Source organism: Parashewanella sp. 2304DJ23-3, from assembly GCF_056591695.1.
The window spans coordinates 138,612-163,100 of the sequence record NZ_JBWQOH010000004.1; the positions used below are offsets into that span (position 1 = coordinate 138,612).

At 38.7% G+C, this 24,489-nt stretch carries 19 protein-coding genes and 2 pseudogenes; 10 read left to right on the top strand and 11 right to left on the bottom strand.

Features of this window, described 5'->3' with window-relative positions:
* Nucleotides 1-152 precede the first annotated feature (152 nt).
* The 5 genes from AC1EU2_RS10490 to mpl all read right to left on the bottom strand — a co-directional run bounded on the left by AC1EU2_RS10490 (nt 153) and on the right by mpl (nt 4,471).
* Nucleotides 153-923, bottom strand: coding sequence for an ABC transporter permease (locus tag AC1EU2_RS10490; RefSeq protein ID WP_480298232.1), 771 nt, complete (start codon nt 921-923; stop codon nt 153-155).
* Nucleotides 920-1,846, bottom strand: coding sequence for an ABC transporter ATP-binding protein (locus tag AC1EU2_RS10495; protein WP_480298233.1), 927 nt, complete (start codon nt 1,844-1,846; stop codon nt 920-922). The genes AC1EU2_RS10490 and AC1EU2_RS10495 overlap by 4 nt, the downstream gene beginning before the upstream one ends.
* Before the next feature lie 64 nt (nt 1,847-1,910).
* Nucleotides 1,911-2,441, bottom strand: a complete 531-nt coding sequence (gene hpt / locus AC1EU2_RS10500) for a hypoxanthine phosphoribosyltransferase (RefSeq protein WP_480298234.1) — start codon at nt 2,439-2,441, stop codon at nt 1,911-1,913.
* 24 nt (nt 2,442-2,465) lie between these two features.
* A complete protein-coding gene (locus AC1EU2_RS10505; protein WP_480298235.1) occupies nt 2,466-3,092 on the bottom strand; it encodes a flavin prenyltransferase UbiX in 627 nt (208 codons plus the stop codon).
* A complete protein-coding gene (mpl, locus tag AC1EU2_RS10510) occupies nt 3,089-4,471 on the bottom strand; it encodes a UDP-N-acetylmuramate:L-alanyl-gamma-D-glutamyl-meso-diaminopimelate ligase (protein WP_480298236.1) in 1,383 nt (460 codons plus the stop codon). The genes AC1EU2_RS10505 and mpl overlap by 4 nt, the downstream gene beginning before the upstream one ends.
* A gap of 480 nt (nt 4,472-4,951) precedes the next feature.
* Between mpl and AC1EU2_RS10515 the strand changes: the two are divergent.
* The 8 genes and pseudogenes from AC1EU2_RS10515 to AC1EU2_RS10550 form a co-directional block, all read left to right on the top strand.
* Nucleotides 4,952-5,368: pseudogene (locus tag AC1EU2_RS10515) on the top strand (hypothetical protein); the annotation flags it as partial.
* A 315-nt stretch (nt 5,369-5,683) separates the two neighbouring features.
* Nucleotides 5,684-5,878 (top strand): annotated as a pseudogene (locus tag AC1EU2_RS10520) (secretion protein EspA); the annotation flags it as partial.
* 223 nt (nt 5,879-6,101) lie between these two features.
* Complete coding sequence (locus AC1EU2_RS10525; RefSeq protein WP_480298237.1) at nt 6,102-7,244, top strand: hypothetical protein; 1,143 nt, start codon at nt 6,102-6,104, stop codon at nt 7,242-7,244.
* 226 nt (nt 7,245-7,470) lie between these two features.
* On the top strand, nt 7,471-8,649 hold the full coding sequence (locus AC1EU2_RS10530) for a hypothetical protein (RefSeq protein ID WP_480298238.1): 1,179 nt from the start codon (nt 7,471-7,473) through the stop codon (nt 8,647-8,649).
* A gap of 47 nt (nt 8,650-8,696) precedes the next feature.
* Nucleotides 8,697-9,866: a hypothetical protein gene (locus AC1EU2_RS10535; RefSeq protein WP_480298239.1), complete on the top strand. Its 1,170-nt coding sequence runs from the start codon at nt 8,697-8,699 to the stop codon at nt 9,864-9,866.
* Between the two features lie 167 nt (nt 9,867-10,033).
* Nucleotides 10,034-11,374 carry a Na+/H+ antiporter NhaC family protein gene (locus AC1EU2_RS10540; RefSeq protein WP_480298240.1) on the top strand — a complete coding sequence of 447 codons (1,341 nt, stop codon included), beginning with the start codon at nt 10,034-10,036 and terminating at the stop codon, nt 11,372-11,374.
* Nucleotides 11,375-11,495: 121 nt separating this feature from the next.
* Nucleotides 11,496-11,891: a universal stress protein gene (locus AC1EU2_RS10545; RefSeq protein ID WP_480298241.1), complete on the top strand. Its 396-nt coding sequence runs from the start codon at nt 11,496-11,498 to the stop codon at nt 11,889-11,891.
* A gap of 84 nt (nt 11,892-11,975) precedes the next feature.
* Nucleotides 11,976-12,494 (top strand): lipocalin family protein, encoded by a 519-nt coding sequence (locus AC1EU2_RS10550; RefSeq protein WP_480298242.1) that lies wholly within the window; start codon nt 11,976-11,978, stop codon nt 12,492-12,494.
* Between the two features lie 51 nt (nt 12,495-12,545).
* Here AC1EU2_RS10550 and AC1EU2_RS10555 read toward each other — a convergent pair whose 3' ends face one another.
* From AC1EU2_RS10555 to AC1EU2_RS10565, 3 genes are all read right to left on the bottom strand, one after another.
* Entirely contained in the window at nt 12,546-14,702 is a 2,157-nt protein-coding gene (locus AC1EU2_RS10555) for a S46 family peptidase (RefSeq protein WP_480298243.1), read from the bottom strand.
* Between the two features lie 174 nt (nt 14,703-14,876).
* Complete coding sequence (locus AC1EU2_RS10560) at nt 14,877-16,085, bottom strand: aromatic amino acid transport family protein (RefSeq protein WP_480298244.1); 1,209 nt, start codon at nt 16,083-16,085, stop codon at nt 14,877-14,879.
* Between the two features lie 164 nt (nt 16,086-16,249).
* Nucleotides 16,250-17,062 (bottom strand): hypothetical protein, encoded by an 813-nt coding sequence (locus AC1EU2_RS10565; protein WP_480298245.1) that lies wholly within the window; start codon nt 17,060-17,062, stop codon nt 16,250-16,252.
* Nucleotides 17,063-17,244: 182 nt separating this feature from the next.
* On the opposite strand from AC1EU2_RS10565, the gene AC1EU2_RS10570 reads away from it, so the two are divergent.
* The gene (locus AC1EU2_RS10570; RefSeq protein WP_480298246.1) at nt 17,245-17,802 is read left to right on the top strand and encodes a TMEM165/GDT1 family protein; all 558 of its coding nucleotides are present in this window, start codon (nt 17,245-17,247) and stop codon (nt 17,800-17,802) included.
* Nucleotides 17,803-18,004: 202 nt separating this feature from the next.
* Nucleotides 18,005-18,400, top strand: coding sequence for a hypothetical protein (locus tag AC1EU2_RS10575; RefSeq protein WP_480298247.1), 396 nt, complete (start codon nt 18,005-18,007; stop codon nt 18,398-18,400).
* A gap of 15 nt (nt 18,401-18,415) precedes the next feature.
* Here AC1EU2_RS10575 and AC1EU2_RS10580 read toward each other — a convergent pair whose 3' ends face one another.
* From AC1EU2_RS10580 to exeM, 3 genes are all read right to left on the bottom strand, one after another.
* Nucleotides 18,416-18,853 carry a PaaI family thioesterase gene (locus AC1EU2_RS10580; protein WP_480298248.1) on the bottom strand — a complete coding sequence of 146 codons (438 nt, stop codon included), beginning with the start codon at nt 18,851-18,853 and terminating at the stop codon, nt 18,416-18,418.
* Between the two features lie 85 nt (nt 18,854-18,938).
* On the bottom strand, nt 18,939-21,125 hold the full coding sequence (locus tag AC1EU2_RS10585; protein ID WP_480298249.1) for an ExeM/NucH family extracellular endonuclease: 2,187 nt from the start codon (nt 21,123-21,125) through the stop codon (nt 18,939-18,941).
* A gap of 189 nt (nt 21,126-21,314) precedes the next feature.
* Nucleotides 21,315-23,933, bottom strand: coding sequence for an extracellular exonuclease ExeM (gene exeM, locus AC1EU2_RS10590; RefSeq protein ID WP_480298250.1), 2,619 nt, complete (start codon nt 23,931-23,933; stop codon nt 21,315-21,317).
* Between the last annotated feature and the right edge of the window lie 556 nt (nt 23,934-24,489).

The following is a 24,489-nucleotide window of genomic DNA, read 5'->3' on the forward strand; positions in this document are numbered from 1 at the left end:
CTTTATTTAACAAAAAGGCTCCATGCTGATTTAAGTTAATCTATTGAACTCTATGTGATTTTACAAGTTATTAGGAATTGTTTCTGCCTTAAAATAAAAAAGGCAGCTATTTAGAACAATAGCTACCTAAGAAGTTACTTCATATCTGGTGACTAACTTCTCAACCCAATTCCTCTAGAAATCAGATAATACGCCAGCGTAAATAGGCCAATACAGAAGCCAACGGTCACCCCTATTGAGACAGTAACACTAATATCTGAATAGCCTAAAAAGCCATAACGAAAAGCATTAATCATATAAACAATAGGGTTGATTTGAGCGACGTCTTTCCAGAAAGAAGGGAGTAGTGATAATGAATAGAACACCCCCCCAAGATAAGTAAGCGGTGTTAATACAAAGGTTGGAATAATACTGATGTCATCATAACTTTTTGCAAAGACAGCATTAACTAAGCCACCTAATGAAAACAAAATTGATGTTAATAACACGGTCAACACAACAATTGGAATTGAATACAGTTTTATATCAACAAAAAACAGAGCAACAGCAGTGACAATACAGCCCACCATCAATCCACGTGCAACACCACCACCAACATAACCTGCAATCAAAACATAATGTGGTACTGGAGCTACCATGATTTCTTCAAGGTTTCTCTGAAATTTAGCACTATAGAAAGAACTCGCTACATTTGAAAATGAGCTAGTAATCACTGACATCATAATCAAACCTGGAGCAATAAACTCCATATAACTAAACCCTTCCATACTACCTATTCGGCTACCGACTAGACTACCAAATATAAGAAAATACAAGGTCATAGTGATCGCTGGAGGTACTATGGTTTGTACCCAAATACGAGTAAAACGGTTAATTTCTTTCGTTACAATGCTTTTGAAAGCAACCCAATATAACTCTCTCACTTGTTGCCCTCCACTAAACTCACAAACAACTCTTCTAAACGATTGGCTTTATTTCGCATTGAACTCACTTTGATCTTTTGTTCTGAAATTGCGACAAACAGCTCATTGATACTTTGGCTATTATCAACGTCAACTTCGAGTGTGTGTTCATCAACTAAACGACACGAGAAATCATTAAATGCAGGTGCTTCTGCTAACTCTCCATCAACATCTAGAATAAAGGTTTCCATGTGTAGCTTGCTTAGAAGCTTTTTCATACTGGTACATTCAACAAGCTCACCTTGATCGATAATACCGATGTTTTTACACAACATTTCCGCTTCTTCTAAATAGTGCGTTGTAAGGATAATCGTTACCCCTTCTTGCTCATTGATTCGAGTTAAAAACTCCCACATTGAACGACGAAGTTCGATATCAACACCTGCTGTTGGTTCATCTAATATAAGTAATTTTGGTTGATGAATCAGCGCTCTTGCTATCATTAAACGACGTTTCATACCGCCAGAAAGCTCTCGGGCTCGGCTGTTACGCTTTTCCCAAAGGTCTAACTGAGACAAGTAAGTTTCAGCACGCTCCAAAGCAACTTTGCGAGGTACGCCATAGTAACCGGCTTGATTTACTACAATTTGAAGTACAGTCTCAAATTGATTGAAGTTAAACTCTTGAGGCACTAAACCTAAAGATAACTTAGCTCGTTCCAACTGCTTATCAATATCAAAACCAAAAATACTGACTTGCCCTTCTGTCTTTTGGACCAATGAGCTGACAATACCAATAGTGGTGGATTTACCTGCGCCATTCGGCCCAAGTAATGCAAAAAAATCACCACTTTCTACAGTTAAATCTATGCCTTTTACAGCTTGAACGCCGCCCTTATAGGTCTTTTTAAGGCTTTTAATTTCCAATGCAATGGGTTGCTTCAAGCTATCATTCTCCGACAAAAAAGCCTCGGATAATCCAAGGCCTGATAGAAATCGTATATGTAAATTATTCTAAAGGTATTACTTTGGCAATATACGGCAAATTTCTGTATTGTTCTGCGTAATCGATCCCGTACCCAACAATAAACTCATCAGGAATACTCTGGCCAATAAAGTCAACTTTTACATCAACCTCTCTGCGCGATGGCTTATCGAGCAGCGTACAAATAGCGAGGCTTTTTGGTTCTCTTAGCAACAGTACATCTCGTACTTTATTCAGCGTATTACCCGAATCAATAAGATCTTCCACAATCAAAACATCACGGCCAGCAATGTCAGAGTGTAGATCTTTTAAGATTTTTACATCACGAGTGCTTTTCATGCCACTGCCATAGCTTGAAACTTCCATAAAGTCGATTTCAACATGACCTTTAATCTTACGGCACAAATCAGCCATAAATACGGCTGAACCTTTAAGTAACCCCACCATTAATAAACGCTTATGCTCTTTATAATGTTCGTTGATGTTATCCGCCAGCTCATTCAGCATTTGCTCAATTTCGGTTTCAGGAATCATCACTTCTATCGTGTGTTTCATAAAAATCTCTTGTAGTAAGTACAATCAGGTTGGGTCATAACCCCAGCGCTTAGTTAATGTGTGCTCAACACTCAAATGATCGAGAATTCGAGCGACGAGGAAGTCTACCAGATCTGAGATCGATTTGGGATCATGATAAAACCCAGGAGCGGCTGGCAAAATTGTGGCTCCGTTTTTACTCAGTGAAAGCATGTGTTCTAAATGAATCGTGCTGAAAGGCGTCTCGCGAGGAACAAGCAACAACTGCCCTCTCTCTTTTAAGACCACATCTGCAGCACGCTCTAGCAAGCTGTTGCTCATTCCGGTAGCTACAGCGGCCAATGTTCCCGTTGAACAAGGACAAATCACCATTTGTTTTGGTGCGGCACTTCCCGATGCTGGCGGAGAAAACCAATCTTCTTTGCCTAACACAACGAGCTCACCTTTTTGACAATCAAAATACTGGTTAAGTTGTTGTTGTGATTTGTCAGGGCTTCCACTGAGTTTGATGTTCTCTTCCGTCGCTAATACCACTCTAGCCGCACTGCTGATCATCAAAAACACTCGAAAATCAGCTTGTAAAAGACAATGAACTAATTTCAGACCATATGGAGCACCAGAGGCTCCAGTCCAAGCAATACTTATACTCTTTCGATTATCTTGTTGTTTCATTTTGATTTCATTTCTAGCTGTGAAATTAGCTTTTGGTGCAAACCACCAAAACCGCCGTTACTCATAATCACTATATGTTCGTTGGCTTGAGTTTGGATCACTACCTCTTCAATCAATTCATCAATACTGTTTTTCACTTGTGCATCAATGTTTTGTTCAGTCATGGCACTTTCCAAGTCCCATTTAACTGCTTTATCTTGATATAAGAAAACCTTATCCGCTAACTTTAATGAAGTAGCCAATGTATCTTTATGTACACCCGATTTCATGGTATTTGAACGAGGCTCAAGAATAACAGTGACTTTGTCTGCCCCTACATTTGCTCTAACAGCTTGTAGAGTGGTACTAATTGCTGTTGGATGATGAGCAAAATCATCATAAACTTTTACACTGTTAACCTCTGCTAATAACTCCATTCTCCTTTTGGGAGGCGCAAACTTCACTAAAGCATCAATGGCATCTTGTGGACGCACTCCAACATGACGAGCTGCAGCAATAGCATTAATGGCATTTTCAACATTATGTTTACCTATTAAGTGCCAATCCAAGATCCCTTGTAATGCACCATCAAACCACACTTCAAATTTATGGCCATCGTCCGTTAGCAATTTAGAAGACCAACCATTCTCACTTTTGCTAGTATAGTGCGGCTCTTGCTCACTCCACAGTCCTTTGTCGAAAACTTGCTGTACGGCTTCAATTTCAGCAGGCCAAATCACTTTACCAGTTGATGGTACGGTACGAATGAGGTGATGGAATTGCTTTTGAATATCGTAGAGACTGTCAAAAATATCAGCATGATCAAATTCAAGATTATTAATCACTAATGTTCTTGGATGGTAGTGAACAAACTTAGAGCGCTTATCAAAAAAAGCACTGTCATATTCGTCGGCTTCCACAACAAAGAACTGACTCTCGCCTAGCCTTGCTGAAACACCAAAGTTTTGTGGTACACCACCAATGAGAAAACCAGGCTGATAGCCACAATCTTCTAAAACCCAAGCCAACATACTGGCTGTTGATGTTTTTCCATGAGTACCTGACACTGCGAGTACCCATCGGTTAAGTAAAATATGATCAGATAGGAATTGTGGACCTGAGGTGTAAGCTATCCCTTTATTGAGCACTTCTTCGACACATGGGTTGCCTCTAACCATGGCGTTCCCAATGACAACCAAGTCTGGATGCTGACCTTGCCCATTCGTGAGCTGATTTACATCAAATCCTTGGATTAATTCAATGCCCTGCTCTTCTAATTGCGTACTCATTGGTGGGTACACATTAGTATCACTACCAGTTACTTTATGGCCCATTGCTCTGGCTAAAAGAGCAAGTCCTCCCATAAAGGTGCCACAAATTCCTAAAATATGAACGTGCATTTGCTTCTCTTATTCTTTCAGCACAATTTAAGCCAGTATAAATGAATTTGTTTATTCCTATAAGGTCGGACATTACAAATTATCCAAGTAGTTAACATTAAAATAATCCGTTCAGAACTGAATATTAAAATCACCATGCTAAATCGCTTTTGAACTTTCCTCATCTATACTAAGTTTGATGAACCTATTGAAAACTTAGATAAAAGAAATATTAAGTCGTTGGAGAGGTCTATGACGGGCGTGTCAAAAGTCGCAAGTGGAAACTATCACAATACGCACAGCTCCGAAAACGTTGAGCAAAAAAAGCAAGATGAAATTCATAGCAGACACAAACACCATCATAATCACCTCGGTGCTCATCATCACGCCTCTGAAAAAGAAAGATTAAAAAAGCTCTTTAAAGAACTTGAAGCTATTTTAGGTTCTAAAAAAGACGATGATGACAAAAGTGATGAAGCAATTGAGAGTGAACTCCAAAAAATGATTAAAGGGCACGTTCAAGGGAATATTAAAAGCTTAAAAAATAAATATGGCTTGAATGATGACAAACTTAATCACATTCACAATTTAGTCGAAGCAGACAACGCAACAGCAGCACAAGGAGATATCGTACTGTCCGGCGGTATCGCAGTATTATATTTATTCATGAACCTCCTCTCTGATATTGCCCAATTCAAATATCTTGAAATGCAGCAAAAAGCCAAAGTATCGCGTGATGCTCAAAACATGGCGAATACTGTACAAGAACAGATTGCTGACCTAGCTAAAGGTAAAGATCCTGATACAACTAAAGTAGCTCTTGATCCTAATGTGATTAAGTACATGGAAGAAAATGATGTAAAAGTCGGTGATCAAACCATTGATCAATATCTACAAAAGAAAGGGGGCGGCGAAGGCAAACTTAATGCTATTACATTTGCTTCTAGTGATGGTCATAAACTCTATATATCGCAAGATCCCAGCAGTGGTCAATGGTCTGCTATGGATGGGGATGAAAGGCTTAAAGCTGCTGCACCAGGTGACGATCCTGCCGCTGCATTAAAAAGTATATCAACGCCGATTCCAAGGCCAGCTGTCGATGATAAAGGGAATGTTACCATTACTATCGATGATGCTAGCCAGCTTAATAGAAACCCTAAATTTCCATCGACTATAAAAAGTGGCACAGTATTTAGTGGGAAAGTAGATATGCCTAAAGCAACCTTTAATCAACTCGATAAAGGTCAACTTGATGCAGTTAAGTCAGCTCTAGAAAATACATCTAACCGTGCATCAGACTATGTCTCTCAATCACAGCTTCAACTTCAAAAAGTAATGCAAACTTATAACGTTACTGTCAGCCTAATTAATAGTATGCAAACAATGCTCGAAGAAATGAATAAATCTATTGCTCAAAATATACGTTAACTACCGATAGTGAGATATAAAATTAGTACAGTATTACTTTTTCTTTCAGAAAACTCTAAGTTAATTGCGTTCTAACAATAATTAACACCATCGTAACTGGTCAGACCATCATTTAATCTTCTTATTTTTTTTTCGATATCTACTCAATATGAAAGCCCTAAACTTAAACGGTAAAAAGTGATTTTTTAATAGTCCTTAGTATTAAGATTTTTAGGAGATATTTATGACAGGGGTAATAAAAGGGGCTGACAACCACGTACAAAATATGAATGCTCCCGATCATTTGGCTCATAAAGGCCAACAAGAAATCGATCGCAAGCACAGACATCATCACAATCATCATGGTGCTCACCAACAAGAGTCTGAAAGGCAACGCTTGAAAAAGTTATTTTTGCAGCTTGAGCGAATGTTTTCCAATCAACAAGATCCTAATGATGTTGAGGAACCTAAAAAAGGTAATAAAAACGGACATAGGTTAGATCAATTAGTCCATGACCACGTTAAAAATAGTGTCAGAAATCTAAAAGATCAATATGGTATCAATGATGAAAAGTTGAATCATATTCATAACCTCAAAGAAGCAGATAATGCCATGGCCGCTCAGGGCGACATAGTTTTATCTGGTGGCATTGCCGTGTTGTACTTATTCATGAACCTGCTCTCTGATATAGCTCAATTCAAATACCTTGAGATGCAGCAGAAAGCAAAAGTATCCCGTGATGCACAAAATATGGCGAATACGGTTCAAGAACAAATTGCTGATATAGCTAAAGGTAAAGATCCAGATACAACTAAAGTAGCCCTTGACCCTAATGTGGTTAAGTATATGGAACAAAACGATGTAAAAGTCGGTGACAAAACTATTGATCAATATTTGAAGTCTAACGCCGCTGATACAACTGAAGATACTAGAGTATTTAACAAGCTTTTTGATGTCACTTCTGCAGATGGCAAAAAATTAACGATTGATCATCATGATGGAGCTTATTTTACTTACGGGCAAGGTGGCTACACTCCAATGGATAAAGCCATTTCTAATGGAGATATTACAAGCTTTAGTGGAAGCGAAGTCGCAGGGTCAACCATTACCGTTGTAAAAGATGGAGTAACATATACTGGCAAAGTACCGGATTTCGCTAAATTGAGCTCCATAGATCCCAAGAAGTACCCTCTCGATAAAGGTCAACTTGATGCCGTTAAATCTGCTCTAGAAAATACATCCAACCGTGCATCGGACTATGTTTCTCAGTCACAGCTTCAACTTCAAAAAGTAATGCAAACTTATAACGTTACTGTCAGCCTGATTAATAGCATGCAAACGATGCTCGAAGAGATGAATAAATCTATTGCTCAGAATATACGCTAATCGCAGATATGAGTTATAAAGTGCAAGTACAATATTACTTTTTCTTTCAGATAAACTCTAAATTAAGTGCATTTTAACAATAGTTAACACCACCACAACTGGTTTGACCAGCAAGGAATCATCTTATTTTTTTTTCGATATCTATGAAAAATGAAAGTCCTAAACTAAAACTATGAAGAGTGACTTTTAAATAGTCCTTAATACTGAGATTTTCTAGGAGGCAATTATGGCTGGGGCAATTAAAGGTGCTGACAATCACGTACCAAATATGAACGCGCCCGATCAGTTGGCCCATAAAGGCCAACAAGAAATCGATCGCAAGCACAGACATCATCATAATCATCATGGTGCTCACCAACAAGAATCTGAAAGGCAGCGCTTGAAAAAGTTATTTTTGCAGCTTGAGCGAATGTTTTCCGATCAACAAGATCCTGATGATATAGAGGAACCTAAAAAAGGCAATAAAAACGGACACAGATTAGATCAATTAGTCCATGACCACGTTAAAAATAGTGTCAGAAATTTAAGAGATCAATACGGTATCAATGATGAAAAATTGAATCATATTCATAATCTCAAAGAAGCTGATAATGCCATGGCTGCTCAAGGCGACATAGTTCTATCAGGTGGCATTGCAGTATTGTATTTATTCATGAACCTGCTTTCTGATATAGCACAGTTCAAATATCTTGAGATGCAGCAAAAAGCGAAAGTATCCCGCGATGCTCAAGATATGGCAAATAGAGTTAATGAACAGATTGCCGATGTTTCTAAGGGTAAAGATCCCGATACAGCTAAAGTAAACCTTGATCCTGATGTGATTAAATATATGGAAGATAACGATATAAAAGTCGGTGATAAGACTATCGACCAGTATTTAAACGAAAAAGGAACCACCCCCACAGATGTAACACTTAAATCAGCAGACGGAAAACAGAACCTCCATGTATGGAAGAAAGGCGACCAATGGTATATGGAAGATAAAGATCTGTCAGATCGGATGGGAGGAGGTATTACAGGTATGGGGGGTGTGGGAATGCTGGGCCAGCAACCTAGCAAAATTTCAGCACCTACATTCGACATAAAAAACGGAAAGGTAACATTAACTATTGACGACAAACATGCCTTTAGTAAAAACCCAATGTTCGAAGAACCGATAAAAAAAGGAACTAAATTTAGCGGAACATTTCAGGTAAAAAGCTACCGACAAATCGATAAAGGTGAATTAGACGCTGTTAAATCAGCCTTAGAAAACGAATCAAATCGCGCTTCTGACTATGTATCGCAATCTCAACTACAATTACAAAAGGTAATGCAAACCTACAATGTAACTGTCAGCTTAATCAACAGTATGCAAACTATGTTAGAAGAAATGAATAAGTCTATTGCACAGAATATACGTTAAAAATAAGCAATGACTTTCAATACCTATTTAGTAGTGAGGATAAGAAAATGGTTGGCACTGTAAACGCAAATGCTCCCAGAGTAAATGCTCATCAAGAAGGACAAGAGCATGTCGAACGAGGCATTCAGCATCGAAGAAATCATCATCATAATCACCATGGTGCACATCAACATGCTGCAGAGAAAGAACGCTTAAAAAAGCTGGTCAATGAGCTTGAGAGGGCGCTAGGTTACAAGATTAACGATAATGAACACGATGAAGATGCCCAGAACGACGTCAGAAAAATGGTTCATCATCATGTAACCAGCAGCGTAAATACATTGAAAGATAAATATGGTTTGAATGATGACAAGCTGAAACATGTGCATAATCTTGTTGAAGCCGATAATGCCATGGCTGCTCAAGGTGACATTGTTCTTTCAGGTGGTATTGCTGTTTTGTATTTATTTATGAACCTACTTTCAGATATAGCGCAATTCAAATACGTTGAGATGCAGCAAAAAGCGAAAGTATCCCGTGACGCACAAGATATGGCGAACCGAGTACAAGAACAAATAGCTGATTTAGCAAAAGGCAAAGATCCTGACACAGCGAAAGTGAAATTAGATCCTGAAGTCATTAAATATATGGAACAAAATGACATAAAAGTCGGTGATAAGACGATTGATGAGTATCTAAAAGCATCAGATCCCTCAGCAACTACTCCGATTAAAGAGGTTCCCAAACAAACATACACCATTGGAAATTATCATTACAAAAAATCAATTACCATTTTTAAGGATTCTGATGGAAAATGGTATATCTGGGATAAGGATAAAGGGAAAAAGTCAGCTGTTAATGTAGGGGCATTCGATCAACGTAATAACAACGTCCCCATAACTTATAATGGAGAAGCGTATTACTTTGATAAGGGTAATGACTCTAAGACAGGAGCACATACACATAATTCACAAAGTATTTTTAACTCAGTTCCAAAAGGCATGAAACCAAACCCTGCGATTTCCGCTCCAGCAAGTGGAAAGCTGGATAAAGGTCAGCTTGATGCAGTTAAATCAGCGTTAGAAAACCAATCAAACCGTGCATCTGATTATGTTTCACAATCACAGCTTCAGCTCCAGAAAGTAATGCAGACTTATAACGTAACCGTCAGTTTAATCAATAGTATGCAAACTATGTTAGAAGAAATGAACAAATCAATCGCCCAAAACATTCGATAGATACTGACAAATTTTAAACTCGAATTAAATCCGTTTATAGGGGCATTTGACCTCTTAAAACGGAAAGGACATTTAGACGTCTAGATTGACACACGTCCAAACAAAACATACACTGAATCCCGCTTACTCAATAAAATAAGTACAATTGTAAAATCCATGTTAAATTCATGGATGAAATTTCGACGAAGAGAGATTCAGTGAATTTAAAACAACCACAATCCGCCATTGCTCTTATCCCGCTTTTGATCTTTATAGGTTTATTTGTTGGCACTGGCTTTTATTTTCAAAGTCAAAATGTAGATTATGCGTTTTATCAATTACCAAGTGTCGTTGCCATTTTACCTGCGATCATTTTCGCTATTTTGATTTCAAAGCAAAAACTTAATCAGACTATTGATACTTTTGTAAAAGGTGTTGGTCACAACAACATCATTACGATGTGTATGATTTACTTGTTAGCAGGGGCATTTGCTGCTGTTGCAAAAGCAACTGGTGGTGTAGATGCCACTGTAGCAATGGGGTTATCGTACATACCGGCCGAATTTTTGTTACCTGGATTCTTTTTAATTTCAGCTTTCATTGCAACTGCAATGGGTACATCAATGGGGACTATAGCAGCTGTAGCTCCTGTTGCCTTTGGTGTCGTCGAGCAGACCAACATTGAAGCAACATTAATGGTCGGCGCAGTGATATCCGGTGCATTATTTGGTGACAACTTATCCATTATTTCAGATACGACCATTGCAGCGACTCGCACTCAAGGCTGCGAAATGAAAGATAAGTTTAAAGAAAACCTTATTTTTGCTCTTCCTGCAGCATTAATCACACTGATTCTATTTTCGTTACAATCCCAAGGGCAAGTTGACCTTCAAGCAAAAGATTACGATGTCTTTAAAGTCATACCTTACTTAACCATCTTAATACTGGCCATTTCTGGTTTAAATGTTTTTGTCGTACTTACCATAGGAATTCTATTTGCGGGTATAACAGGATTTACTACGAGCGATTACACCGTACTCCAGTTCAGTAAAGATATTTATGCTGGCTTTGGTAATATGCAAGAGATCTTCTTCTTATCTATGCTAGTTGGTGGATTAGCGGCCTTAATTCAACAACAAGGTGGCATTGCGTTTATCAATCATAAGATTGAATCTTTAGTAAAAAGGTTATCAAATAAAAATACTGATAAGTCCCCCAAACTTGTTGAGTTATGTATTGCGTTAATGGTGGCACTAACGAATAGCTGTATTGCGAATAATACCGTTGCGATTGTCGTCACGGGCGACATTGCAAAAGATTTAGCTGAAAAGCATGATATTTGTCCTAAACGCTCGGCCAGTCTTCTTGATATTTTCGCTTGTATTGTTCAGGGGATACTGCCTTTCGGAGCACAAGCTCTACTGATTGGTTCCATCTTCAGCATCAGCCCATTATCTGCTGGATTACACGCTTGGTACTGTATGGTACTAGCTGTAGTTTCTGTCGTAATAATAGCGATCAGAAAATAAACAATTGAATTTATTATCAAAGTCGTTTTATAGTTGTTTTAATGCTCAGTTATGAGCCTTGCTTCCCTAAATTTTTTATAAGCAAGGTTCAATCACATGGAAAAAGTGATAGGAAATAACAATGTATAAAACAATAATGTGTGCGATAGAGTCATCTGACGAAGGTAAACAAGTGCTATCTAAAGCAATCGAAATTGCAGAGAGATTTAATAGCCGCTTGATAGTAATAAACGTGCTTCCTTACACTTTTTTGCCAAAAGATTATCAAAAAGCACTGAAGGATGAAGCAATTCCAAAGCTCGAAAAACTGACGTCCGAATTTAATATTTTGAAAAAAAATAAAATTCTTAAAGTGGGTAAGCCTTATAACGTCATCTGTACTGAAGCGATGAAAAAACAGGCTGACTTAATCATCATAGGTACACACTCCAAAACCGGACTTAGTGCATTACTTGGCTCTACTGCTTCTGGCGTTGCAAACTATGCTCCATGCGATGTGCATTTGATAAAAATCTAACAAATATTTTTATTGTATAAGTTTTTCAATCCAAATCTTCATTCTGAACGTATCCTCAAAAGCAATATTAATGAGGATAGTTCAATGAGATTTCGTAATCTGCTTTTATGTGCTTTACCATTTTTACTTTGTTCATGTTTAGGAATGCCAAAAGGGATCAAACCCGTAACTAATTTCGATGCAGGAAGTTACATGGGGCAATGGTATGAAATAGCTCGAATGGACAACAGTTTTGAAAAGGGACTAGACCATGTCACCGCAAACTACAGCCTTAATGATGACAAAACCGTTAAAGTGGTAAACCAAGGTTATCATCAGCAAAAAGGTGAAACAAAAACCGCTAACGGCACCGCAAAATTTGTTAAATCGCCAGATACTGGTTATTTAAAAGTCTCTTTCTTTAAGCCCTTCTACTCTTCATATGTGATCTTCAAGCTCGATCCTAACTACCAGTACGCTTATGTCTCAGGTTATAACAAGAAGTATTTATGGCTACTTTCAAGAACACCAACAATCAGCGATGCTGTCTTAAAAGACTTTTATAAAACAGCAAAAACTTACGGTTACGACACGTCGAAAATCATTCAAGTAGAGCAACAATAGAATAAAAAAGGTGGCAATTGCCACCTTTTTTATTTAAAGCTGAAACAGAAATTACTTAACAATTTCCATTTCATCAAGCAGGTTATCTGCATGATCGAGATACTTCATAACCCAAAGCATATAGCGGCTATCAACTTGGATTGAGCGGTTGGTTTGTGGGTCATATCCCCAATCACCAATGATACTTTCGTATACACCGTCAAATAACAAACCGACTAATTCAGCACGACCATTTAAGGTAGGAGATCCTGAATTACCACCCGTAGTATCAAGAGTCGATAAGAAGTTCACAGGTACTGAATCGATTTCTTTCATATAATAATCGCCGTACTGTTTGTTCTTAATCAGCTCAAGTTCTTTCTTAGGCGCATCAAACGGGTCTTTACCTGTATCCTTTTGTAAAATACCTTCTAAACGCGTAAATGGCACTGCGTATAGGCCGTCTTCAGGTGAATAACCTTTAACATGGCCAACACTCACACGTAGGCTAGAGTTTGCATCAGCATAAACTGGCTTACCTTGCTCTTTGTTATAGGCAATGATTGCAGCCATATACTGTGGACGAACTTTCATTAGCTCACCCGCACGCTCTTTAGCTTCATTTTCACGCTTAATACGAGCATCGTAAGTCGTTACAGCATATTGAATAAATGGGTCATTCGATGCTTTAAAATCTGCTGTAGATTTCTTCATCCAACCTAAACGAGTTTCTTTGTCAGTCAGCTTAGTTTTCGCATACATGCTGTCTAAACGCTTCACAAGCTGAGCTTTAGTCGTGTTGTTGGTAATTCCAAACACTGCATCTAAAGAAGGTAAACGTTCAGATTTAGCCAGTTTTGAATAACGTCCTAGCAGATCCAGCAAGAATGCTTTCTCAACTTTCGCAGAGAATCGGCGATCGATACGCTCAAGGCTTGCTACAAAACGCTTCATATCACGCTCTTGATAGCCTGGCTCACGCTTCATATCCGGCAACGTTTTTTCATGCGCATAGCGGTATAAACGATCTGCTGTTTTCAGCATCGCACTGTAGCCCATGTAGCCAGTTAGCAGTTTGCGTTCTTGATGCTTTTCACCTTGCTTAACTAACTCATCTAGACGAGCCAATGTTTTGCCATATTTCGTTTCACGACTTGAATCAGCTGCAATCCATTTTGCTAACGCAGCTTCACGATCTTTGCGCGCTTGTAGCATGTTTGACTTGCCGTAGGACTCAATCATCGAAGTGAAGTTTTTCGCATAGTTAGCTAACCCTGCTAACGTGCTTTCGTATTTAATACGATCTTCACTGCCTTCTGGCGATGCTTCTTTAATATCACTGATGATACTTTCACGTAGCATTTTGCTGTATGGATAGTTCTTCTCAAAGGTATTTTCTACTTCAGCAGCCGTGCGGTAACGGTTAGTACGACCTGGGTAGCCCGTAACCATTACAAAATCACCGTCTTGAACACCTTTAGCCGATACTTTTAAAAAGCTTTTTGGCTCATACGGCACATTGTCCTTGCTGAAATCAGCTGGTTTACCGTCTTTGTTTACGTAAGCGCGATAGAATGAAAAGTCACCCGTGTGACGTGGCCACATCCAGTTATCGATATCGCCACCATACTTACCAACACTTCCCGCTGGGTTATACACTAGGCGAACGTCACGAATTTCCATTTGTCTAATGAGATAGTACTCAAGACCACCGTGGAAGCTGTATACGTTACAACGATACCCGTCTTCTTTTTCACATTCAGCGACTAACTGCTTTTCTTTATTTTCTACACCTTTGTAGAAAGCCTCACCTTTGAGGTTTTCAATACCGCTTTTTACTTTGTCGGTTACGTTAGTGACTTTCTCTGTAACGTAAATTCGTGAACCCGGCGCCGCTGGCAATTCATCTTTAAACGTCTTAGCTAAGAAACCATCTTTGAGTAAATTGTTTTCAGCTGTTGAATTGTATTGAATTGAACCGTATGCACAGTGATGGTTTGTGACCACTAAGCCCTTAGGTGATACAAATGATGCAGTACAGCCACCAAGGCTAATAACGGCATTCATTGGGAATTCTGTTAGCTTTGAGATTGACTTCGCATCAATCTCTAATCCTTTTGCTTTTAGCTCAGCGGCCATTGATGGTAGCTGGTATGGTTGCCACATACCTTCATCAGCAACGCTGTTAAAGCTTGCAGCTACAGCTGCAGCGAGTAACCACTTTTTCATGGAAGATTCTCTCTTATTATGATTCAGACCTAGTCCCTGTTCTAGGCAGTTTCGGCTTTTGCCAAAGGTAGGCGTTATGCACTTAATAAAGCCGTTTACTTAATTAAATACATAACAAAAAAGCCAGGCGAAGGCCTGACTTTATCACAATTAATTTGCTATGGGTGTAGTAAGTTAGCTAAAACTTGTAACAATAATTTGTGATGCCACAATTGCCACACCGGCTAGTCCTAATCCAACTAATGCTGCATTACCACCAGCCACTTGATAGCCCTCTTGAGTTTGCTTGCGTTGCTTAATAGCCATCACTATTGGCAAGAAAATGATCATTACCGTTAAAGGCACACCTGCATACCCTAGTACTTTCACAAAGCCGTCTGGGTAAAACAAAGCACACAATAATGGTGGAATAAAAGTTAATAACCAAGTCTTCGCTCTACCAGCAACGCCGTTACGAGCACGAGTCAATTCAGCAAGAAAATCAAATAGACTCATCGTTACACCTAGGAAAGAAGTGATAAGCGCCAAGTCAGCAAAAAAGCTAATCGCCTGATCAATAAATGGCAGATGAGAAACATTCTGCAATGCAACCACAAGTTTAGGTAGAGAACCGTTAAATTGGTTTATCGTATCTCCACCAACGGTACCTATCGTAACCAGTAACCAGAAAATGTAACAAATTAAAGGAATACTTGAGCCAATCAATAATACTTTTTTAAGACTTTTAACTTCACCATCTAAATATCGGACAAGAGTGGCAATACAAACGTGAAAACCGAAAGAGGTAAACACCACTGGAATTGCAGCCAGCAAAATGTTGCTATAACCACCTTTTTCAATTGCAGCAGTAAGGTTATCAGCAACAATAGTCGAAATATGAACTTCTGGTGATAAAAAGAAAACCACGACAACAAACAATGCGATCATCAAAGGAAAGAGCAGACGAGACACCTTATCGACTAAGCTAACACCAACGGCAACAAAACCACCAAAAATGAGAGTAAATAAAATAATAGTCAGTTTTGAATCGACAGCCTGACCGAAAACTAACTCTAATTTGGATGCAAAAAGTGAAGAGCCACCAAGCAAATAAACCATCGTTAATGCATACAGTAAACTGAGAAACGAAGCACCTTGAATAAACTGCCCTACTTTACCTAGCGTTTTTCCTGTAATGGCATGAACATTATCACCCACGCCACTGCGCAAATTAATTTCGAGCATTAATAATGCGGTATAAGCAGTGATAACCCAAATCACCATAAGTAATGCGATTGCGGGAAGAGTTCCGAGCCCCGCCGTTGCGAGAGGGAGTGCCAGCATACCACCACCAATGGCTGTACCTGACACAATGGCTATTGAGCCTAAAATTTTCGAATTCACAAAGTTATCCTAATATTCTAATAATTATTTTCTCCCACCAGCAATTTACTGCATTGCAAAGGGCATAAAAAAACTTGCAAAATGCAAGCTTTTCCAAACTATTAGCTCGAACGTATCAAAACAATTTGTCTACGGCAACCCTTATTAAACTAAGCTTCATATAATCAAACATCTGTCTCATCGTGTGTGACGGTAATTAAACGTTGTTGTTGAGTTAGAGAACCATCTGAAGATTTAAAAGTCAGCTGTAGACGATATTTGCCGACACTTGGCTGATGAATCCTTAATGACATGTTTTGATTACCTGGCGATAACTCTTGTTCAAATGAGCCTGCAGCCATATCATTCGCATCAAAAATTTTAGCGGTTACTGTGCCTCTTACTTCTGAAGCCACATCGAAGGTGACATGAGTACCATCAGAATTAAATGGAATCTGATGCGTTAGATTAGCCACACTAAATGAGGAGTTATCGGGGTGTTTCTGAACTTGAGTTTCGATACGATGAACGATGCTGTTTCCTGAAGCATAAACATAGTTACTCGCTTGAGCAGGTGCAATTATGCCACTACCGTTTTGCTGACCAGCACGAATCCCTACAAGGTTATGATTGATTGCATTAGCCAGTTCATAAGACCAAGATTTCATACTTTCTTGCTCTGGCTGTTTGATTACAACTTTTACATTTTCAGGTAACTGACGCTCTTCGCGGTCAAACAATTTAAGAACAACCACATCACCAGGTTCTAGTTGGGTATTTTGAACGCTAATTTTCCCTACAAGCCTGCGCCCCTCTATTTGTTGAGGAGAGACACTAAACTTCAGTGGCTTGTTTTGGCTATATGACGTCATCATTTTAGGAGCAGCTAGTTGATTGCCGGCTTCAGCTGCATAGCTCATTACAACATTTCCCAAAGACATCACACCACACAAAACAGTGATTATTTTTAGTTGTGCTTTCCTAGATAATGATTCCATTTCAGGTAACTCCCAACGCCTAATCAAACTCAATATCTAAATTTTAGCTAACTATAGACAAACTGCTCTAAGGTGAAAACCTGAGAGCCCCTTAATTATTGTTCACATAAACAACATTAAAAATTGAAGAAAGAAAATAAAACACAGAAAATGCAGTGCTTTCTTTTTTCAGAGATTACATTTTGGACGCATTTTTTGTTTCAACCACGAGTGTTGCTATTGCCGAAATTGGTGACAAGACTCAACTTTTAGCACTTCTTTTGGCCGCAAGGTTCTCAAATAGAACGGCAATTATACTGGGAATTCTTATTGCAACGCTTTTAAACCATTTGTTAGCAGCACTCTTTGGTGAGTGGGTAATTTCTTACTTGTCACCAAATATTGCTCAGCTTCTGGTAGGGTTGAGTTTCATCATTATTGGATTATGGGTTTTAATTCCAGACAAGCCCGATAATGAAGATTCTCGCTTTTATCGTTATGGGCCGTTACTTGCGACAACTGTTCTATTTTTTGTCGCTGAAATTGGCGATAAGACCCAAGTTGCTACGATCTTTTTAGCCGCCAAATATCAACAGCTCATTCCTGTTCTGGCGGGTACCACGATAGGAATGTTACTTGCCAATGTGCCTATCGTTTTGATGGGAAATATAGGCTCCAAGAAGGTACCGTTAAAATGGGTAAGACTTGTTTGTGCCATATTATTTGGAATTATCGGCGTTATTACGCTGGTAAAGATTTAGGAATTTGATCTAAATGATAAATTAATTCAAGATTAATTAAATTTCACTTATGTATCAATCTAACTTCTCTCTGACTAATCTTGAAGTATTATTGTTTGATATATAAGTGACTATGTCTATAAATGGCCAATCAACTGTCCCACCTCTAAAAAGCATACTTAATCAGAAATCATCTGATCAGAGTTATAAAAGTAAGCGCAAAGTGCAGTTTACTTTATATAATGATCGTTTTGAGTCATTTGAACCAGAAGTAAAACATTTACAGTATCGAAAAACTCTTATTAATGATTTAGATTACCGAACTCTATTAAAGCTAAGAGGAACAGAACAAGTTACTCAATTCCATAAAACTTCTCTATTCCCGATTAAAACTGACTACTCTCATGCATTGCCTAGATGGCAAATTTTTTCTAAAAATACGGAGCTAAGAAGAATGGGAAGCTCCCTTTCGTCAAAATCTCGAACATCTTTATACGAACCGTCTCCTACCAAGCTTCCTCAATCTAAGCGAAATGTTAATAGCATGCCCTTCACTAATCACTCAACTAAAAGAAGTGCTTCTTTTAGCTCTCAACGAGTGTATTCCTACCTAAAGTAAAATGTTCTAAAAGGTTTAACGCTTAACCACCGCTGCCGTCATACGCGATACACATACTAACTCGCCACCACTATTGGTAATCTCAACATTCCAAACTGAACTCCGCTTTCCAATATGCACTGGCTTCGCAACAGCGGTTAGCACGCCCTTTCGAGAAGCTCGAATGTGATTGGCGTTAATTTCTTGCCCAACACAGTAATAGTTTTCAAAATCGACAACAAAATTCGCAGCATAACTGGCAACGGTTTCTGCCAATACAACATTCGTACCGCCATGAACTATCCCAACAGGATTATGAACAGAAGCATCAACAGGCATACTGGCAACTAGGTAGTCTTCCCCTATCTCTGTCACTTTGATCCCTAACGTTTGCATTAATGTTCCACGCTCATGAAGACCTTTATCCAAACGTGCGAAATCTTCTAAAGTCATTGGCTTAAACCAAATACTCATAATTATTGTTATTCCTTTTAATTTATATTGAGTAATAAAAAGGATGGTAACTTAACCATCCTTTAAGACAACTGCTTTTTTTGACTTATCGTTTACGTTTGAAGCCTAAGAGCGTTAACAGTAACAACCAATCTAAACTTAAAGCTCCACTACTGCGATGGTGTTTCGTAGTTTTAGGGAAGTTTAGCGCCACAATGATGGGATCATGATCCGAAGAAGAAAATGCATTTTCTGATTTAGCAAGATCACCAGTATATTTACTTGGATATTCAAATAAATTCGACTCTAATGAATTGGTATGCCAATCTTCAACACTCATCACTTTACTGGCTAAGCTGTCATTAGCCAACGCATAATCGAGTGTTCCTAATTCGCCTTCATAGCTATAACTGAATACACCTCTACCGTGTAACTTACTGTTCAAATCGGTGAAACCATAGTTTTTGGTTACTTTTGTTGGGGTATTATAAAGTGGCTTACCATTCAAGGTCGTGTTTCCTGCCGCCATAATGCTTCTAGCACCCTGCGCCGATGAGTCGTAATCGGTAAGCACTTTGATTGGGTCTTCTTGTCCATAGGCATTCAAGTCACCTAATAGCAATACATCGCCGGTCACATTTTCATTAATGTAGTTTCCAAGTGCTGTTGCTGCTGCCACTCTGAAATTGTTACAACTCCCTTGAAGATCGTCGATATAACCATCTTTACGGACGGCACTCTTGTCTATCTTTCCACTTGAAGTAAGAGGGATTGGCGAATTATATTCATCAAAATCTTCTTTACACTGTGAGCCTTTTGACTTGAAATGACTTACTGCAACACTAAATTCACTCCCCTCATTTAAATTACCATTGGCAACCACTTCAAACTTTTGCAAAAGTGAATCTCTTTGGCTTTTTCCAACAGTGATAGATTCTGGCTCTTGGCCCTTTTTCTGCCCCATATATGAAAACGCTTGCGCTGGCATTTTGATGTCTGTTACATCCCCTATAGGTTTAACTTTACTTGGCCGGTACAACATGCCGACACTAATTGCATCGTTTCCTATTGGGCCATTCCCCTTAGTGGCGATAAACTGATAATGATCGCTGGTATCTTTAAGGTTGTCATTTAACGCATCCAGTAAGTTTTTAATGGCAGAGTTTTCACCAAAACCATTATTCTCAATTTCCACTAAGCCTACGACATCAGCGTTCATACTGGTGAGTGCATTGACAATTTTCGTACGTTGAAGCTCAAACTCATCCTCTGTTGTCGCCCCACGATTTTGACCTGTTGGGTTTGGGTCTGCATCTGGTATGACATTATTAAAAAAGTTCAAGACATTGAAACTTGCGACTCTTATATCACCACTGTTTGCCAACTTAGGAGGATCAACGCGATCGTTATTTCGAATGAGATCACCCGCCAAAATAATATTCGTTGGCGCAATCCGATATTTTCCATAGGAATAACTAATCACACCTTCCATATTGGTTACCGTATCTCCAGTCCTGATATAAGCTGTTTCAGGACCAAAGCTAGGCATAAATGGATTTTCACCGTTAGCCGGTTTCTTATCAGTATCAACGTACAGCTGATTTTGTTCATTTTTTGCTTCTAATGACTTGGCTTCTGTACTTCCTGGTACATACAATTGAGTTGGTTTTTGTAATGGCGCTAAATGCGACAACACCATATTGTTACGATAAGAACTGTAGTCGAAACTGAAGTTACGCGTGACTCGCATGTCACTACTGGCGGTCAATTTAACTTTCATGCCTTCATAGCGTTCCATGGTTTGAGGCAGTGTTTCATCGGTACCAATATTTAAATCTACTGCGCTAGGTAAACCTACATTGTCACCAACTTTGTATTTCGTTGTATCTTGCGAGATGTCTATTTGCGTATTTCCAAAATTTTCATCGACCTCACCCTGTAAGCAAACGCTATAACCAGTCTGCAATTCGGACGCATCCGCAAGTGATATTTTATTCGCATAAACATAGATACCATCTGATGTTTGCTGATTATTATCTGGATTTTCTGACTCTACATAAAAGCCTTTAACGTAGTCACTCTTTGCGCTCTTGTCGTATTCTAAATCTAAAGCTGTAATCACTCCTTTGACATAAACGCTCTCACCAAGATGAGGGCTATTTCCTCCTGTGCTTTGAATGGCATTAATTGCGACTAGATTATCGTTATCACATATAAACGCTGCATTTGCCGAATAAGCTGTTCCCAAAGACAATGCAATAGCGATTTGCAGCCAAAGTTTTTTTTGTTTCATACATCAACCCCGTAATGATTCATTTATTATCGAGATATTCCAATTGAGGAGTAGTGAGATAGTGATTTAGAAATTCTGAAGGAATATCGAAGGATGATGATATGACAGTAAACCTGACTTTGACCTGACAGCATAGAAAACAAAAAGAGCAGCCTAAGCTGCTCTTTAAAGGGTTAACTCAAGGTTGAATTAACGACGACGTCTGATACCAAATAGTGATAACAAGGCTAGACCTAGGAAACCTAGAGAACCACTGTCTTTCTTCTTAGGCTCTTCTGGCTCTGGAGTCGGTGTAACTGGATCTGGCAAATCAATCGCAATGATTACTGGATCATGATCTGATGATGAGAATGCATTACCAGATTTAACTAAATCACCCGTAAATTTAGAGCCATATTCGAACATGTTAGATTCAACAGCATTGATGTGCCAATCTTCAATCGCAACAACTTTGTCCGCAAGACTTGAATTGGCTAACGCATGGTCTAAGTTACCTAGTTCGCCACTATAGCTGTAGCTATAAGTGTCAGCACCATGCAGCTTAGTGTTTAAATTCACATAGCCGTAGCTCTCTGTAATGACACGTTGCTTAGCATCAAACTCTTCACCACCAATAGAGGTGTAAGCCGCAGTCTTGATCACTTTGCCGTGTGTAGATGGATGGTAATCTGTTAATACTTGTAAAGGATCTTCTTTACCGTAAGCATTTAAATCACCTAGGATTAAAATGTCGCCATCAACATCTTTTAAAGCTGCACCAACTGCATCTGCCGCACTTACACGGAAGCTGTTACAGTGACCTTGTAGATCAGCAGGCTCAGGATCAGAACGCTCAGACTCATATGCAATCCAATCTTCTAAACACGCAGAACCTTTTGATTTAAAATGGTTAACAACAACAGTTAACTTTTCACCATCAACAGTAAAGCTTTGGGCTAAAGAGTGACGCTGATACTTGTCATACTTAGGACTAGACTCTTGCTCATCACCTTCGCCACGAGTAGCTGCACCTGCTGCTGCATGCTGTTCAGGTGTTTCGATTACTAATGCATCACCTTCAGGTGTTACCTTAGCTGCACGATAAAGTAAACCAACCATGATGGCATCGCTACCGAAGAACTTTTCGTTGTACAAGTCAGCATCAGCAACTTTAACGAAACTGTATGCTTCATCGTCACTCAATTCGTCATTGAGTGCATTCACTAAATCTTGAATTGCACTCGCTTCACCGAAACCATTGTTTTCGATTTCCATTAAGCCAACGATATCCGCATTCATGCTAGTAATCGCATTAACGATTTTGTCACGTTGTAAACGGAACTCAAACTGATCGTCAGTACCACGGTTTTGACCTGCTGCGCTTTCATCGCCTCCAACAGAGTCATTGAAGTAGTTCAATACGTTAAAGCTTGCAATGCGTAGGTCGCCTTCATTGGCAATCGCCGGCGTTTCAACACGGTCATCACCTCTAAGGATATCACCAGCTGTGATGTCTTCATCAGCACCTACGATTAAACGATAATCGCCATAGGTATAACCAACCATGCCTTCAAGGTTAGTAAGTTGGTCACCAATACGAATATAACCAGTTTCAGCATTGAAATCTGACATGTAAGGTAGAACACCCGCTGCCGCTTTGTAGTCAGATTCTAAGAAAAGCTCATTCTTACGGTTTGCAGCTTCGTGTGCTACCGCTTCTTCACTTTCAGCCATATAAAGCTGTGTAGCTTTAAATAATGGCGCTTTATGAGAAAGAGTCATATTGTTACGACGTGAATCAAAGTCAAAGCTGAACGAGCGAGTAACTTTCATTTCACTACCTGCATCAAGAACAATCTTCATGCCTTCGTAACGTTCTAATGCTTCTTGTAAGTTTTCTTCGTCACCCACAACGAATGGCACTGCTGCTGGTACTTCACCAACTTCACCTATTTCTACTTTATTTTTATCTTTAGATAAATCTAGCTGAGTTTGGTCGAAAAACTCTTTAACTTTTGCTTCTAAACAAACTTCAACGCCTGGTTGAATTTCTTTAGGCGCTGCAGAGCCCATAAATACAAAAATACCGTCAGATGTTGCCGGATCGCCATCTACAGTAAGGTCTTGGATATAAAAACCTTTTTGTAAGCTTTCACCGCGTGCAGTTACGACGCCTTTGACTGTAATGGTTTCTTCTGATTCAAACTTTCCTTCAGGAACTAAAGGACTTCTTGCGCCTTCACCCTGAATTTGATGTACCGGAACAAGTGTTGCTCCTTCACAGCTGAACGGGTCAGGAATAACAACTTCACCACCAAACTCGCCTAAACCAGATAGAGTATCTTTTGGTTGGCTTGTCCAATCACTTTCTTTAAAAGTACCTGTAAACTCAGAATCAGCAGAACGTTGCAAAGTAACATCTTTTCCCCAACTTGACGGAGTAGGGACAGCACCAACAAAATCGACAACACTTGTACCATCAGATAATCCAACAGCATCACCACCATTGAAGTTCAGGCCTAAATCAACTGATTTTACTGAATCATCGAGTGTGATTGATGAATGCTTAACAACTAACACTTCACCTGCAGCTAAAGTCACACCGCTAATGGTGCCCATTGACGACCCTTCAGTTGCACCATCTTTATAGCGAAGTAGTTGATAACCATCTAAAGTAACGCTACTTGTGCCAGAGTTATAAAGTTCAATTGCTTTATTGAATGAACCACCTTCAACATATTCAGTGATCATTACATTTGCGTTTGCAGCACAAGACAACGCACCCGCGACAGCTACTGAAACAGCCGTCAACTTATTTATCTTTTTCATTACATCAACCCCATTTTTTTATAATTGGTTATATTCGTGCTAATTAATTCACGTTAACTATGCCGAATATTTTAATTTTTTAACCATCGAGGGTGATTTTCTCAGAGACTTGACTAAAAAAGAAGTGAAACAGGTCACAAATCAGTTACTAATAATAAAATAATTCAACAACTTAAATTTAAAATCAACAAGTTACTATAATACAAATAACAAAAACGAAGAACTTACCCCCTTATTATTCAATAACTTAAAAAAGAACAGTTGCATTCGAATATAAAATATAACCAATTGAAATATATTTATTTAATTAAAATCAAATATAAACATCACAATTTTAAACTTTAATTACAACAAATATACTTCTTTAGTCACCATATTAAAATAAACAGTCAAATAATGATTTACAAAAAACATTTCATCATCATTTAATTTGTAAAGCGAGATTACTAAAATTATAAAAACAACCAACTTACTGTATTAAATAAACTATTTAATAAACACCAAGATAATTAAAAATATTCACTAGAGATTTTTGATTATCCGCTATAGGATGCTC

Coding starts and splice junctions, on each gene's coding strand:
- AC1EU2_RS10565 (WP_480298245.1), bottom strand. CDS start 17,062: ATGGAATCATTATCTAGGAAAGCACAACTAAAAATAATCACTGTTTTG.
- AC1EU2_RS10585 (WP_480298249.1), bottom strand. CDS start 21,125: ATGAAACAAAAAAAACTTTGGCTGCAAATCGCTATTGCATTGTCTTTG.
- AC1EU2_RS10550 (WP_480298242.1), top strand. CDS start 11,976: ATGAGATTTCGTAATCTGCTTTTATGTGCTTTACCATTTTTACTTTGT.
- AC1EU2_RS10555 (WP_480298243.1), bottom strand. CDS start 14,702: ATGAAAAAGTGGTTACTCGCTGCAGCTGTAGCTGCAAGCTTTAACAGC.
- AC1EU2_RS10545 (WP_480298241.1), top strand. CDS start 11,496: ATGTATAAAACAATAATGTGTGCGATAGAGTCATCTGACGAAGGTAAA.
- AC1EU2_RS10530 (WP_480298238.1), top strand. CDS start 7,471: ATGGCTGGGGCAATTAAAGGTGCTGACAATCACGTACCAAATATGAAC.
- AC1EU2_RS10535 (WP_480298239.1), top strand. CDS start 8,697: ATGGTTGGCACTGTAAACGCAAATGCTCCCAGAGTAAATGCTCATCAA.
- AC1EU2_RS10525 (WP_480298237.1), top strand. CDS start 6,102: ATGACAGGGGTAATAAAAGGGGCTGACAACCACGTACAAAATATGAAT.
- hpt (WP_480298234.1), bottom strand. CDS start 2,441: ATGAAACACACGATAGAAGTGATGATTCCTGAAACCGAAATTGAGCAA.
- AC1EU2_RS10505 (WP_480298235.1), bottom strand. CDS start 3,092: ATGAAACAACAAGATAATCGAAAGAGTATAAGTATTGCTTGGACTGGA.
- AC1EU2_RS10580 (WP_480298248.1), bottom strand. CDS start 18,853: ATGAGTATTTGGTTTAAGCCAATGACTTTAGAAGATTTCGCACGTTTG.
- exeM (WP_480298250.1), bottom strand. CDS start 23,933: ATGAAAAAGATAAATAAGTTGACGGCTGTTTCAGTAGCTGTCGCGGGT.
- mpl (WP_480298236.1), bottom strand. CDS start 4,471: ATGCACGTTCATATTTTAGGAATTTGTGGCACCTTTATGGGAGGACTT.
- AC1EU2_RS10540 (WP_480298240.1), top strand. CDS start 10,034: ATGGATGAAATTTCGACGAAGAGAGATTCAGTGAATTTAAAACAACCA.